At 42.6% G+C, this 13,852-nt stretch carries 20 protein-coding genes; 17 read left to right on the top strand and 3 right to left on the bottom strand.

Translation table 11 applies throughout. The features are described 5' to 3' along the window. Positions 1-91: 91 nt before the first annotated feature. The 6 genes from BTO30_RS15105 (at position 92) to glnA (ending at position 6,207) form a co-directional block, all read left to right on the top strand. Positions 92-1,714 carry a spore germination protein gene (locus BTO30_RS15105; protein WP_075399535.1) on the top strand — a complete coding sequence of 541 codons (1,623 nt, stop codon included), beginning with the start codon at positions 92-94 and terminating at the stop codon, positions 1,712-1,714. After that, complete coding sequence (locus tag BTO30_RS15100) at positions 1,704-2,927, top strand: Ger(x)C family spore germination protein (protein WP_075399534.1); 1,224 nt, start codon at positions 1,704-1,706, stop codon at positions 2,925-2,927. The genes BTO30_RS15105 and BTO30_RS15100 overlap by 11 nt, the downstream gene beginning before the upstream one ends. A gap of 21 nt (positions 2,928-2,948) precedes the next feature. Next, positions 2,949-4,049, top strand: a complete 1,101-nt coding sequence (locus tag BTO30_RS15095; RefSeq protein ID WP_075399533.1) for a GerAB/ArcD/ProY family transporter — start codon at positions 2,949-2,951, stop codon at positions 4,047-4,049. A gap of 20 nt (positions 4,050-4,069) precedes the next feature. Next, positions 4,070-4,297, top strand: a complete 228-nt coding sequence (locus tag BTO30_RS15090; protein ID WP_075399532.1) for a YczF family membrane protein — start codon at positions 4,070-4,072, stop codon at positions 4,295-4,297. A 132-nt stretch (positions 4,298-4,429) separates the two neighbouring features. Next, positions 4,430-4,825, top strand: coding sequence for a MerR family transcriptional regulator (locus tag BTO30_RS15085; RefSeq protein ID WP_075399531.1), 396 nt, complete (start codon positions 4,430-4,432; stop codon positions 4,823-4,825). 47 nt (positions 4,826-4,872) lie between these two features. Continuing rightward, complete coding sequence (glnA, locus tag BTO30_RS15080) at positions 4,873-6,207, top strand: type I glutamate--ammonia ligase (protein WP_075399530.1); 1,335 nt, start codon at positions 4,873-4,875, stop codon at positions 6,205-6,207. 64 nt (positions 6,208-6,271) lie between these two features. On the opposite strand, the gene BTO30_RS15075 is transcribed toward glnA, so the two are convergent. The 3 genes from BTO30_RS15075 to BTO30_RS15065 form a co-directional block, all read right to left on the bottom strand. Next, positions 6,272-7,471 carry a site-specific integrase gene (locus BTO30_RS15075; protein WP_075399529.1) on the bottom strand — a complete coding sequence of 400 codons (1,200 nt, stop codon included), beginning with the start codon at positions 7,469-7,471 and terminating at the stop codon, positions 6,272-6,274. An 89-nt stretch (positions 7,472-7,560) separates the two neighbouring features. After that, positions 7,561-8,643 (bottom strand): ImmA/IrrE family metallo-endopeptidase, encoded by a 1,083-nt coding sequence (locus BTO30_RS15070; protein ID WP_158023610.1) that lies wholly within the window; start codon positions 8,641-8,643, stop codon positions 7,561-7,563. Continuing rightward, positions 8,624-9,004 (bottom strand): helix-turn-helix domain-containing protein, encoded by a 381-nt coding sequence (locus BTO30_RS15065; RefSeq protein WP_075399527.1) that lies wholly within the window; start codon positions 9,002-9,004, stop codon positions 8,624-8,626. Before BTO30_RS15065 ends, BTO30_RS15070 begins: the two co-directional genes overlap by 20 nt. A gap of 120 nt (positions 9,005-9,124) precedes the next feature. On the opposite strand from BTO30_RS15065, the gene BTO30_RS15060 reads away from it, so the two are divergent. The 11 genes from BTO30_RS15060 to BTO30_RS15015 all read left to right on the top strand — a co-directional run bounded on the left by BTO30_RS15060 (position 9,125) and on the right by BTO30_RS15015 (position 13,847). Continuing rightward, positions 9,125-9,382 (top strand): helix-turn-helix transcriptional regulator, encoded by a 258-nt coding sequence (locus tag BTO30_RS15060; RefSeq protein WP_075399526.1) that lies wholly within the window; start codon positions 9,125-9,127, stop codon positions 9,380-9,382. A 100-nt stretch (positions 9,383-9,482) separates the two neighbouring features. Next, positions 9,483-10,265 carry a phage antirepressor KilAC domain-containing protein gene (locus BTO30_RS15055; protein ID WP_075399551.1) on the top strand — a complete coding sequence of 261 codons (783 nt, stop codon included), beginning with the start codon at positions 9,483-9,485 and terminating at the stop codon, positions 10,263-10,265. A 6-nt stretch (positions 10,266-10,271) separates the two neighbouring features. Beyond that, a complete protein-coding gene (locus BTO30_RS15050) occupies positions 10,272-10,532 on the top strand; it encodes a group-specific protein (protein WP_075399525.1) in 261 nt (86 codons plus the stop codon). A 14-nt stretch (positions 10,533-10,546) separates the two neighbouring features. Then, complete coding sequence (locus BTO30_RS17890) at positions 10,547-10,678, top strand: hypothetical protein (RefSeq protein ID WP_281248628.1); 132 nt, start codon at positions 10,547-10,549, stop codon at positions 10,676-10,678. After that, entirely contained in the window at positions 10,675-10,899 is a 225-nt protein-coding gene (locus tag BTO30_RS15045; protein WP_075399524.1) for a YqaI family protein, read from the top strand. The genes BTO30_RS17890 and BTO30_RS15045 overlap by 4 nt, the downstream gene beginning before the upstream one ends. 16 nt (positions 10,900-10,915) lie before the next feature. Beyond that, positions 10,916-11,203: a hypothetical protein gene (locus tag BTO30_RS15040; protein ID WP_075399523.1), complete on the top strand. Its 288-nt coding sequence runs from the start codon at positions 10,916-10,918 to the stop codon at positions 11,201-11,203. 3 nt (positions 11,204-11,206) lie between these two features. Then, complete coding sequence (locus BTO30_RS15035) at positions 11,207-11,443, top strand: hypothetical protein (RefSeq protein ID WP_075399522.1); 237 nt, start codon at positions 11,207-11,209, stop codon at positions 11,441-11,443. A gap of 93 nt (positions 11,444-11,536) precedes the next feature. Then, positions 11,537-11,953 (top strand): hypothetical protein, encoded by a 417-nt coding sequence (locus tag BTO30_RS15030; RefSeq protein ID WP_075399521.1) that lies wholly within the window; start codon positions 11,537-11,539, stop codon positions 11,951-11,953. After that, entirely contained in the window at positions 11,950-12,333 is a 384-nt protein-coding gene (locus tag BTO30_RS15025; RefSeq protein WP_075399520.1) for a hypothetical protein, read from the top strand. Before BTO30_RS15030 ends, BTO30_RS15025 begins: the two co-directional genes overlap by 4 nt. Further along, positions 12,326-12,625, top strand: a complete 300-nt coding sequence (locus BTO30_RS15020) for a VRR-NUC domain-containing protein (RefSeq protein ID WP_075399519.1) — start codon at positions 12,326-12,328, stop codon at positions 12,623-12,625. Before BTO30_RS15025 ends, BTO30_RS15020 begins: the two co-directional genes overlap by 8 nt. Continuing rightward, positions 12,564-13,847 (top strand): helicase-related protein, encoded by a 1,284-nt coding sequence (locus BTO30_RS15015; protein ID WP_245796511.1) that lies wholly within the window; start codon positions 12,564-12,566, stop codon positions 13,845-13,847. Before BTO30_RS15020 ends, BTO30_RS15015 begins: the two co-directional genes overlap by 62 nt. Positions 13,848-13,852 lie beyond the last annotated feature (5 nt).

Genomic DNA, 13,852 nt, shown 5'->3' with positions numbered 1-13,852 from the left:
GAGCGGGTTTGTCTTTCTTTGTTTCTGACGGCTAAAGTTTTCATTGACAGGGCAGAATAAAAGTAACTAGGAAAGAAAGGGATCTTATGCGATGCGTTCAATTTTTAAACGAAACAAGAAAAAAAGCAGCAGCAAAGACCGGCAAGAAGACAGCCAAGGTCAGTCAAAGCAACCCATAAATGCGTCATTATCGGCGAATCTTGACGTCATTAAACAAAAAACCGGAAACAGCTCGGATATCGTTTTTCGTACGTTGAAAATGGGCCGTCATTCTGAAATAAAAGCGGCCGTTGTATATGTGAAAGGAATGGTTGACAGCCAGGCCATTCATGATTTTTTGATTGAGTCCATGATGAATAATCGTGATTTACATGAAAAGCTGATTCGAGAAAAGACGATGGCCGTGATTACCGAGGAGGTTGTTGCATTCGGGGGGATCAAACCGGTCAGCGGCTTGGACGAGTTGTTATCTTCTTTAATGTCTGGTGAAACCGCCATTCTTGTTGATGGCATAAGCGAAGCGCTCATTGCGAGTACTAGAGCTGGAGATAAAAGATCGATCCAGGAACCGACGACGCAGCTGGCAATACGCGGTTCAAAAGAAAGTTTTATTGAATCAAGTGAGACCAATATCGCAATGGTGCGCCGTATTATTAACAATCCAAATTTATGGGTGGAGTCCATGAAGCTGGGAAAAGTGACAAAAACAGACGTTTCGATTATGTATGTCAACGGGATTGCCAAAGATGAAATCATCAAAGAAGTGCGTCAACGATTGAAGAAAATTAATCTTGATGGAATTCTTGAATCGGGCTATATCGAACAGCTCATTGAGGATCAGACCATGACCACATTTCCAACCCTTTATCATACAGAAAGACCGGATGTCGTCGCAGGTAACCTTCTTGAAGGAAGGGTCGCGATTTTTGTCAATGGAACGCCGTTTGTCCTGCTCGCTCCTGCTGTATTTATTCAGTTTTTTCAGTCTGTCGATGATTATTATGCTCGCTTCGATATCGCGACCGCCATTCGCTTTTTACGGATCTTTACTTTTTTTATCTCTATTTTAGGACCCGCCGTTTACATTGCGGCCACAACCTTTCATCAGGAGATGATTCCGACGGGGCTGTTAATCATCGTGGCTGCGCAGCGGGAATCCGTGCCTTTCCCGGCGTTTGTCGAAGCCGTGATAATGGAAATTATTTTTGAAATTTTACGTGAAGCAGGTGTTCGAATGCCGAAAGCGATTGGTTCGACCATATCCATCGTAGGGGCACTTGTCATCGGTCAGGCCGCTGTGCAAGCGGGGATTGTTTCGCCGGCGATGGTGATTATCGTTTCCATTACAGCGATTGCCAACTTTGCCACTCCTTCCGTAGCCATTGCCATTTCTGCCCGTTTGATCCGGTTCCTCTTCATGGTAAGTGCTGCCACATTCGGTTTTTATGGAATTATTCTGGCGCTCATTGTGCTGACCGTTCATTTGTGCAGTCTTCGTTCATTCGGCATCCCATATATGTCGCCGCTTGCTCCATTTATTCCAACAAATGCAGGCGATACAATTGTCCGAAAACCATGGTGGATGTTTAAAGAAAGACCACGGTTAATGGCGGCGGGAAATAATGTTCGTTCGGGTGAAAACCAGCAGCCGCAGCCTCCTGAAGATCGAGAAATAAAAATGAACGCTGGAAAAGGTGAACGGAATGAATCGTAAATGGATGTTTCTTCTCATCATATTAATAAGCGCGGTCTTTTTATCAGGGTGTTGGAGTAAAAAGGAGTTAACAGACCTTGCGTTCATCTCAGCGGTCGGCATTGATAAAAATGAAGACGGGAAATATGTCAAGACCATTCAAATTATTAATCCTGGAAACGTAGCGGGGGGGCTGCAGGGTGGCGGGGGCGGACAAGCGCCATCCGTTTCCGTATTTACCGCAACAGGTGATAATATCCTCGAAGCGCATTTCCGTGCTTCCACAAAAATATCACGAAGATTGTATCAAGCCCATGCCAATCTGGTAGTGATTGGTGAACAGCTGGTAAAAGAAGAAGGCATCACAGATATTTTTGATGCTTTTGAACGGGATCCCGAGTTTCGGCCAACGACGACGGTTGTTATTGCTCATGATACAAAAGCTGAGGATATTATAAAGACGTTGACCGCCATTGATAAAATCCCGGCGGACAAAGTGATCAATACATTAAGAACGACTGAACAAGCGTGGGGTGAAAACATAAATATCAATATTCAAGAAGCGATTAATACGCTGGAATCTCCAGGAAAAGAACTTATCCTGACCGGTTTTCGATTAAAAGGGGACGCCGAACAGGGAAAAAAGATGGAAAATATTCAGTCGTCCACTCTTGATGCTTATCCGGAAGCCGATGGGATTGCTATTTTTAAGGAAGGGAAGCTGATCGACTGGTTTCATGAGGAAGAGTCAAGAGGAACTGTATGGATACTTGATAAGATGAAAGAAACAGATGTGAATATAAACTGGGAAAATGAAAAAGAAGCGATTGGCTATCACGTCATCCGTCAAAAAACAACCGTCTCAGCGGACGTGAAAAAAGGCCGTCCTAAGATGACCATTGATATCCGGGCGGAAGGAGATATTCGTGAGGTCACAGTCCCTGTGAACTTGAACGACCCACACGTACTTTTGTCCATAGAAAAGGCAGTGGAAAAGGAAATCAAGAAAGAAATAGAAAAGGCCGTTCAGCGTGCGCAGGAAAATAAATCAGATATTTTTGGATTTGGTGAGGCGGTCCATCGTTCCGATCCGAAGGCGTGGAAAAAATTGAAAAAAGGTTGGAGTGATGTCTCCTTTCCGGAAGTACAAGTGGAAGTCAAGGTAAATGCTTTTATACGCCGAACGGGGTTGCGAAACAAATCGTATCTTTATGATATGGAAAAGAATCGTTAACGAAAGGGAAGTGACAAGGAAGTGGAAAAGGCAAAAATCAGCGCCTATCAGCTGTTCGTCCTCATAGTATTGTTTGAGCTTGGAAGCGCCTTATTGCTTCCTCTTGCCATTGAGGCGAAGCAAGATGCCTGGCTGGCCATTCTTATAGGGATGGCAGGCGGATGTTGTTTGTTTTTCATATATTATGGCCTTTATCATTACTATCCGGATATCCTCCCGACAGAATATACGCAAAAAATAATCGGGAAATTTCTCGGCCGGATCCTGTCTTTCCTTTATATTCTTTATTTTATGTATCTCGCAGCCAGAGTACTGCGGGATTTTGGGGAAATGTTACTCATATTTGCTTATTCAGAAACACCTTTGTTTGTTACCAATTCGTTGTTAATCATTGTCATTATTTATACCGTACGAAAAGGAATCGAAGTTTTAGCAAGAACGGGTGAGCTGCTCTTTGTATTCATCGGCCTGCTGGCGGTCAGCGGGTTTCTGCTGATCACTCTTTCTGGTGTAATCCAGGTGACCAATTTACAGCCGGTACTCGAAAATGGGATGCTTCCAGTTGTGAAAACAGCGATTACGCAAACCTTATATATTCCATTTGGAGAAATCATCGTATTTGCCATGATTATTCCTTATTTGAACCGGCCTGAAAAATTAAAACGAACAGGTTTGTACGCTCTTGGGGTAAGCGGCTTCAGTCTCGCCCTGGTCATGGCGATGAATATCAGCGTTCTCGGTGTAAGCCTTACAGCTCGTTCACAATTCCCCCTTTTGTCTACTATACAGACAATTCAGGTGGAGCAGTTTTTGGAACGTCTTGATGTCTATTTTATGCTTACCTTGGTCATCGGTGGCTTTTTTAAAATAGCTGTGTTTTCCTATGCAGCTGTCACGGGAGCTGCAAACTTGTTTAATGTGAAAGAGCCATCACGTCTGGTGTATCCAATCGGGGTTGTGATTTTACTGATTTCGATGATCATTGCAAGCAGTTTTTCTGAACATATTGAGGAAGGAGTGAAAGTGATTCCTCTTTACGTGCATCTGCCTTTCCAAATCATTATTCCGACGCTGCTGCTGTTTGCCGCTTATTTGAAAAATCGGAATAAAAACCTCAACTAAACCAATTGGAGAGTAGAAGAATGAAAAATTTGGGTATTGCGCTTTTATTGTGGACCGCTTTAGTATTGTTTTCACTTAGCGTGGATGTCTTTTTAGGTTTTGGTTTTACCACCTCACTAAGAAATGCCTTTAATCCTTTTCTTGTCATGGATATAGCTGAAATGGTGATTTTCGCTGTATTCATTTTTTTCTTAGTGGTTGTCCCATTGGTTTCTTTTTTTCGGAAAAAAATGAAGGAACAAGATTAACTCAATTGTTTAGTCAAAAAACTCTTCTTGAAAAAAGAGAGTTTTTTTATGTTAAAAAACATAACATGTTATTGACAAATAAAATGACATGATTTATAGTAAGTGTATCAGAGATTAAGAGGAGGGGAAAACATGAGCAGCCAAATACGCCGGACGATGCCGCTTTTTCCAATGGGAACTGTTATGAAGTTAACCGATTTATCCGCAAGGCAGATTCGCTATTATGAGCAGCATCATTTAATTACCCCGGATCGTTCTGATGGAAACCGGCGTCTCTATTCATTGAACGATATTGACCGCCTGCTCGAAGTAAAAGACTTGCTCGATCAGGGCATCAACATGGCCGGGATTAAAAAAATTTTGCTGAAAGATGAATCACAGGCAGTGCAATCAGAAACAAAAGAAAGTGGCGCGAAGCCGAAAAAAGAGTTCACCGATGAAGAATTGCGGAAGCTGCTCCGGAAAGAATTAATCAATGCCGGCCGCTTCAACCGGTCTTCAGGAATGGACAGACGGTTTTTCCACTAATCTTTTGCCATACAAGGTTTTACATATTTGAGGAGGAATGAACGAACATGAGCAAGTATACCCGCGAAGACATTAAACGATTAGCTGAAGAAGAAAACGTAAAATTTATCCGCCTTCAATTTACGGATATTCTTGGAACAATTAAAAACGTTGAAATTCCAGTGAGCCAGCTTGATAAAGCACTTGACAATAAAATGATGTTTGACGGTTCTTCGATCGAAGGTTTCGTCCGCATTGAGGAATCTGACATGAACCTTTATCCGGACCTTGATACATGGGTAGTGTTTCCTTGGACAGCTGAAAAAGGCAAAGTGGCACGTTTAATCTGTGACATTTACACGCCGGACGGCGAGCCTTTCGCAGGTGACCCGCGTGCCAACTTGAAACGCATTTTAAAAGAAATGGAAGAGCTTGGCTTTACGGATTTCAACCTCGGACCTGAGCCGGAATTCTTCCTCTTCAAATTGGATCAAAATGGCGAACCGACTCTTGAATTGAACGATAACGGCGGTTACTTCGACCTTGCCCCAACCGATCTTGGCGAAAACTGCCGCCGCGACATCGTGCTTGAGCTGGAAGAAATGGGCTTTGAAATCGAAGCATCTCACCATGAAGTTGCTCCAGGACAGCACGAAATCGACTTTAAATATGCGGATGCAATCTCAGCTTGCGATGATATCCAAACATTTAAACTCGTTGTTAAAACGATTGCACGCAAACACGGCCTGCATGCGACATTTATGCCAAAACCATTGTTCGGTGTGAACGGTTCAGGTATGCACATGAACTTGTCTTTATTCAAAGACGGCAAAAACGCATTCTTCCAAGAAGATGGCGAGCTTCAATTGAGCGAAACAGCGTACCAGTTCATCGCGGGCACAATCAAAAATGCAGAAGCATTCACAGCGATCTGCAACCCGACGGTTAACTCGTACAAGCGTCTTGTACCTGGCTACGAAGCACCTTGCTACGTGGCATGGTCAGGCCAAAACCGCAGCCCGTTAATCCGTATCCCGGCTTCACGCGGCATGAGCACGCGTGTAGAAGTACGCTCTGTTGACCCGGCAGCGAACCCATACCTGGCTATGGCTGTTCTTTTAAAAGCGGGTCTTGACGGAATCAAAAACAAAATGACTCCGCCGCCGGCAGTAGACCGCAACATCTATGCAATGGACAAAGAAGAGCGCGAAGCAGAAGGCGTACGCGACCTTCCGGCAACACTTGCAGCTGCCCTTGACGTCTTGAAGAAAAACGACACAATCAAAGACGCACTCGGCGAGCACATTCTTGAGCACTTCATTGAAGCAAAAGAAATCGAATGGGATATGTTCCGCACACAAGTTCACCCTTGGGAGCGCGAGCAATACATGTCAATGTATTAATAAGTTAAACCCCTTGAGCCGTGTGGCTTCAAGGGGTTTTTCTTTGTTGGGCAAATTTTAGTTTTTAGTCCTCGTTCTCTGCTTTGCCCAACTTTTGCCCATCCTTTTTCGTAAAAATTTTTCCCGCAAAGACATCCTTCATGTAATCTTCATAGCGATCCATCTGCTGATCTTCTAATTTTTTTGAGAGATGGGCATACACATCAGACGTGATTTCAATGCCGCCATGACCCAAACGTTCCTGAATATACTTCATGTTTGCATCTGCTTCCATCTGCAATACAACGTGCGTATGGCGCAAAGAGTGAATCGGTAGCCGGGGATGGTCAATTCGTTCAAGCGACTTTTTAAAAGCGTTGAACAGTGATGATTTTGGGATGGGCGTCCCGTCATTTTTGCAAAGAACCAGATTTAATTCGTGGCAATAGTCGTCTTCCAGCGCCAGCTTGTTTTGGTTTTGATATTTTAGATGCTCCTGAAGGGCACGTGTGAGCGTTTGACTGATCCGGATTGTCCGGTCAGACGGGTACGTCTTCGTATCGCCAAAAAGTACTTCCGGATCTTTCGATTTGTACGCCTTGTAATTAAGTGATTTATGAATGCCGATTGTGCGTTCCTTGATATTGATGTCACTCCATTGTAACGCTCCGGCTTCTCCTTTCCTCATTCCAGTTTCGATCAAGACCATGAAAAAGATCCAGTACAGATACCCATATTTATAAACTTCTTTCAAAAAAGGAGAAATGTAGTTGGAATCTATAAATTTGATTTCGCGCTTTTTCTCCACGCCTTTTATCGTTGCTCCTTCACAGGGGTTATACTGAATTTTCCGGAGGCTAACGGCTTTTTTCATGGCTCCATACATCGTGCCATGAACAATCTCAACCGTCCTGCGGCTGTATCCGGCATCATGCAGGCTGTTTAAGAACTTTTGGTATTTCGTCGGCGTTACACTTTTGAGCGGCAGTTCTTTGAAATAAGGGACGATATGATTTTTAATGCTGTTTTCATGTGTATCGAACGTATTTTGTCGAACAGTCCCTTTTTTATATTCGTGCAGCCATTCATACAGGTAAGCTTTTAAGCTAATATTCCTCTGCTCAAATCCATCTTCCAGCTGCCGTTCCATTTCACGGGCAGCAAGCTGTGCTTCTTTCTTCTTCAAAAACCCTCCTTTTGTTTTTTCGCGCTTCTTTTGAGTAAAAGGATCTTTGTAAACAATCCGATACTCCCATTTATCACCGCGCTGGCGAAAACTGGCCATAATATGTCAGTCCTTTCATGAAATGAGTGTAAGAAAAGCAGCTGTCCAGATTAGGAGGGTGCTTAATTAATAAAAAAGTTTTGTGAATTTTATAGAGAAGGGTTTTTCGAAAATCCTTCTGATAATACAGTAGTTTGTCCTGCTTTTTCTTTAATTTTCTCCCAAGGTTCGAGTACTCCATTTCTTAAAAAGGTACTTTGGCAGCCGCAAACATGACAGTGCCTTTGATTAGGGGATAATACTGCTTCGCAATTGAATACAGGTGCATGGTTTGAATAATAACTTATATCGTCACAGCGATTTACAACTTCTAAACCGCATTGAGGACAAAAGTCTCCTGCGGGATGCATTTCCTCATTTAAACATCTGGGGCAGATGTTTACTTTGCCTGATTCATCGGCACTATATACAACTGGATAAATCATTTCAATGTCATCTCCTTGATTTAAAAATAAAGTACGAGTTAATTGATCACTTCCACAACATTCACAAAATCTAGCTGTCTCAGAAACAAAGCTAACATTACAATTCTTGCAATATTTTTTATTGGATACCTTAAAAACAAACTGTTTGAAACGCAATCCAATTTTTGACCCTAGAGAATAACGCACACCGATTTTTTTTCCATTTTTATAAAATTCAAAGGTGTGTGTAGAAGCTTCAAAGCTAATGTTGCATAATTCACCAATCAAATATGTATCCCAATGAGGCAGGTTCGTTATTACGACAGGAGGGGCTAAAAAATTTCTTGCGAAACAGTTTGCTTCTTTTTCATACATATCATATTCTTTATCTGGAACTCCGCCTCTGCCTAAAATAGATCTTTGTGATTTTAAATTGTGTTTTAACATATAGTGTCCAAGTTCGTGTGCAATAGTCCATCTAATTCGAGCTTGGTTTTCAACTTTTTCGTTGTATAAAACTAGATAAATATCTTGTTGCTTCCAATGAAAACAACATCCTTCATCGCTTCCCAGTAGTCGAATTGTTTCTTCGTGGGTGATGCCCCATTCTTTAGCAAACCATTTATAAGGTTTAATCTTCAAATCCTTGAAATGTTTATCTATTTTGCGGACTTTTACAGGTAATGCTGTAATATTTGCAATTTCGTGTAATTGGTATGCAGCTTGTTCGGCTTTTTTAAAATTCGGTTCAAAAATCATCCTCATCATCGTCATCCTCTTCACTAAATGCTTTTACAAAAGAAAGTTTCATAATCTGCATCATTCGATTCCAGTCATCTTCTGACATGTTCTTTCTAGCCCGTTGAATCGATGAGATATCTTTATCAGATGTTGCGGATTCATGCCATTCTTCATCACTCAACCCTAAAATATAATCTGTCGAAACTTTAAACAATTGTGACATTGCCATTAATACGTTTCCTGGAGGAACAACTCTTCCGGCTTCATAGTTTGCAATGTTAGTTCTTTTCATTCCGAGTTTTTCCGACATCTCTTCTTGAGACAATCCTATTCCCAATCTTTTTTGTTTAATCCGCATTCCCATAAGCTTTTTTTGTTCTTCATTCATTACGTTATCTCCCTAAAATAAAAATTTTCAATTAAAATGACGTTTTTAGGGTTGACGTTTATTTAAATGACGTGTTATGCTTTGGTTGTCAACGAAAAGCACAAACAAGGAGGTGATCGAATGGTCGATTCTCGACGAAGAGATCGGTTTCGATATTACCGTCGTCAGTTTAAAGTATCCCAACGGAAGCTTTCAATGGATCTGAATGTAAGTGAAAGCCACATTAGAAATATTGAAAGTGGTCGGGGCAACCCGGATGCCAGATTATTATTCAAATTGGCAGCTTATTTTAACACGACACCAGAAAATCTCTTTCCAGATCTGGCGGATGTGGAAGTTAGGAGAACAACTGGTAATAAGTCGATGTCATTATTATAAACCGTCATTTAAAATAACGCAACAGAAAATGTCATTTTATTTGACGTTATTTATTATGCCCACTTGAGGAGGAATAACTGTGAATCAAAATGGTTTTGGAATGGGTGCTTTACAGCCATTCCGGCACGATGCTGATAATCCGTTGATCAAAACACTTCAGTCGGAAAATGGAGACATCATCATTAGCGGTCGTGTGCTGCATGAATTTTTAGAAGTGAAAACACCTTATACTCAGTGGTTCGATCGAATGACCACATACGGATTTGAAGACAATATGGATTTTGTATTGGTCTCACAGAAATGTGAAACCAATAATCCGCGTAACCCTTATACAACAGTTTCAGACCACCACATCAAACTCGATATGGCCAAGGAAATCGCGATGATCCAGCGCTCTGAAAAAGGGAAGCAGGCTCGTCAGTATTTCATCAGCATTGAAAAGATGTGGAACAGTCCTGAAATGATCATGAAGCGTGCGCTGGAAATCGCCAATCAGAAAGTTCAGCAGTTGACCACAAACAACCTGGTGTTAATTCAACAGGTGAACGAGTTGCAGCCGAAAGCCAGTTATTACGATATGGTGTTGCAGAACAAATCACTGCTGTCCGTCAGCAAAATTTCAAAGGATTACGGCATGAGTGCACGAAAAATGAATGTAGTCCTGCATCAGCTTGGCGTTCAGTTCAAACAAGGTGATTTGTGGCTTCTCTACGCCAAATACCAGGACAAGGGTTACACGCAGACTTCTACTCATGTGATCGATGCGGACCACTCGAAAATTAGCACCAAATGGACACAGAAAGGGCGACTTTTTATTTACGAATTGCTGAAGCGTGAAGGGATTTTGCCTTTGATTGAACGTGATGAAGCAGAAACGGGGTGATCAAATATGTTGTCTGTGCAGATCGACGAGGCAGTGGTGGAAAAGCAGTTTCGCGAAGAAGTACAAAAGCGGATGGAGCAGCTGGATCGAAGCCGGCTTTTGTGGGATATGAAAGAATTATGCAGGCAGACTTCCATGAGCGAATCATTTATCAAAGAACAGTTTTTCTACGATAAACGGTTTCCGAAGGTGAAGGTGGGCCGTAAGTGGGTAATCCCAGCGAAGGCTGCAGAGGAATTTATTATCCAGTGGCTTTCAGAACAATAGGAGGGGACAAGACATTGATCAGTTTTATTATAAACATTTTATACGCCATCATGGTGATTTCCTGCACCATCATTGTTTTCGAGTTTGGACGCGCGTGGGAGTATGCGAATCCAACGGTTAAAAGAAAGGATCTTGATGCGGAATGAGTCATTTCCAATTGAATAAAGATCTTCCCAATCATCCGGACATCGTGCGCATGGAAACGGATGGCTTTATCGAAAATCCATTTGCCGGTACCGATTATTTCGGAGACGAAATCCATGTCGGCGATCCGATTGTTGAGATCGAGGGCGAAGTCATTTTGGGGAGCAATCTCGAATTGTATTTGATAAATGTGTTATTTGCAGAATTCAAATATGCGGAATGAAGGGAGGTGGATAAAATTGAGAAATGTCCTATTCGGTGTCAAACCAGATACATTAAAAAATCTGGTCGAAAGAATTGAACAAAAGAATCCTGATCGCACTCCAATATTAGTCCCGTTCGTTGATGTAGTAACGAAAGCTCCGACAGGTAGGGGAAAGAACAAGGATTATCATCAAATCAAAATTACAGCGTTAATACCAAAGGATGCAATTAAAGGAGAAAATGCAATTTTGGATTTCGGCGGTTTCGTTTTCATGGATATTGATTCGAGGATTGTCGCGGATCATTTAAAAGGAGGTGAGTAAGGAATGGATTTAATTATTCAGAAGCCAATTTTTAATCCGGACTTGCAGGGGATGATGGTGCTGATTCAAGGCGCAGATGCAAGGGGCTTGGAGCGAGACGGTGTCTTTTATGTCCGAAATGCTTTTGAACATACCCTGAACGTCCGGGACATCTTTGGTAAAGCGCACGAACTGAATATCGAAGACTTTGAGGAAAAACAGGAAGGCTCTTCATTGGTTCTGAAAGTGCTGCCAAAGTAAAAAACCCACCGCGCCAACGGTGAGTCGTAGAAGGTGACAGCCTTCAAAAAAACTATACACGCTTATTATAACGCGAAAAGGAGAGTGAAACCAGTGGATGTAAATGTCACTGTGCAATATAAGCAGTCCGAGATCAACGGCCTGTTCAACGAAGTGGAAAGCTTGAAGAAGCAGCGTGTAAATTTGAAAGATCAGATCGATGCGAAAACAGAAAAAATCATTGCTCATATTTTAAAAAATGGAAACGTTCTGGCTTATAAAGACAACGTGCCACACGTGCTCACGGTTGTTGGCCGGACAAGCACTAAATTCGATAAAGCGTCTTTTGCCGATCGTGTAGGTGTGCCGCAGAAAGACCTGAACCTGATCGGTGTAGCTGAACTGGTTGAAGAAAAGAAAACCACTTCTGATGAAATGGAAGAATTTTTGATCGATGAATCCAAGCAGGTGCTGAAAGCACGCAAGGCCAAAAAATCAGACATTGATCTGTTAGGAGGTCGTGCGCTATGAGCGAATGGCTGACAACAGGGCAAATGATTGATCGGATTCTTGAGGGTGAAGTCGCAAGAAATACATTAGGTCAAAGAGTGAAAATCCATTCTTCTGGTGCGCTGGTCTGGTTCGACAATGACCAAATGGTTGATCTGAACAAGAGGACTGTAATGGAAAGATGGCAGATCCTGCCGAATTACGTTTCTTTCGAAGTGGCAATGGAAGCACTAAAAGAAGGGAATGACGTAACGTTTCATCCTGAAGGGCAGCCTAAAAAGAAAATCACTCCTCCCCAATTCATATTGTTACGGATGGAATGTATAGAAATCGGTAAATATTCGCTCAGTAACCTGATTAACGGCAAATGGTCCATCGTGGAGGACAAGCTCGATGAGTAAAAAAACAATTGAAAAGCACATCGAAAATCAAATCAAGAGGTGGCTGGAACAGCATGGCATCTGGTTCATGAAAGTGCATGGCAGCATGTATCAGAAAGCCGGCGTTCCGGACATTCTGGCATGCGTAAACGGAGCTTTTGTGGGCATTGAGGTGAAACGGCCCGGCGGTATTGTGGCGCCTTTACAAAACTGGAACATCGATGAAATTCAACAGTCTGGAGGTCATGCATTTGTCGCTTATTCCGTTGAAGATGTTGAACGAGAGCTTCGTGATCGACTCCTTATTCAATGACCAATCCATGCTGTATGACTTTCAGAAGAAAGTTGTCTTGGATGCGGGTCGTTCACACTTGTTCGCCTGCGATACCGGTACCGGCAAAACGATCATGTCGTTACATCATTATTTGAAAAATTCGAATGGAGAGCCGTTGCTGATTGTGGCGCCGCCTCAAAAAATTCTTGAGGGAGGCTGGGACCGGGATATTCAGAAAGTCTGTGATCATTACGGTATTTCCCTTTCATACGACACGATGTCTTATGGTGTCATCGCACGCAAAGCGCCGGAATACAAAGGCTGGTTTGTGATTTTTGACGAATGTCATTACGTCAAGAACAGCACATCTCAGCGTGGAAAGGCTGCGGCTAAATTGATCAAGCAGTCTTCCGGATTCAGCCTGCTGTCTGCTACACCGTCGTCGAACGGCTGGGAGGACACGATCAATTATTTCATCATGTTTGGCCAGTACAAAAATAAGACAGACTTCCACCGGCAGCATGCGGTATGGGGCACGCTTTATCTTGGTCAGAGGACTGTTAAAAAGGTCGAAGGGTGGAAAGACGACCATCTTTTAAAAGCAAAGTACCAGGCGATCAGCACCAAGCTGTCAAAAGATGAGTGTCTGGATCTGCCGCCACTCGTCTATGAAGATGTTGTGTTCAAGCGTTCGACTGAATATTTGAAGATTAAAAAAGACCGGCTGATCGAAAAAGACGGGGGAACCATTGCCTTTGATACGCAGCCGAAATTGGCACACGGTTTGCGCTATTGGGCAAATCAAAAGGACAAGCTGTCTTACGTTGAAATGCTGGCAGAGGGTACAAGCGAAAATATCGTCATCTTCTATTATTACCAGCAGGAAAAAGAGGATTTGATCCAACTGCTTGGAAAAAAGAAACGGATCTATGAAGTGAGCGGTAAAAAGTCAGAGTTGCCGCCTCATGAAACATGGGATCAGCTGAAAGATTCCGTGACACTCGTTCAATATATGGCCGGGGCGGCGGGTATTGAACTGCAGTATGCCAACATCGTCGTTTTCTACACACCAACTTACTCATTCCAGGATTACGAGCAGGCATTGGGCCGTGCTTATCGGAATGGCCAGACGAAGAAAGTGACTGTGTACCGGTTTATGACCAAAGCAACCATTGAAGAAAAAATTTACGAAGCGCTGTCTGCGAAGAAAGGTTTCACGGATGAGCTGTTTGAACAATACATTTCCGGAAAGGGAGAATGAAACGA

The sequence above is a fragment of the Domibacillus antri genome (assembly GCF_001936625.1).
GTDB lineage: Bacteria > Bacillota > Bacilli > Bacillales > Domibacillaceae > Domibacillus > Domibacillus antri.
Note: the sequence above shows the minus strand (reverse complement) of the source record. Positions and strands in the feature narration are given on the sequence as shown.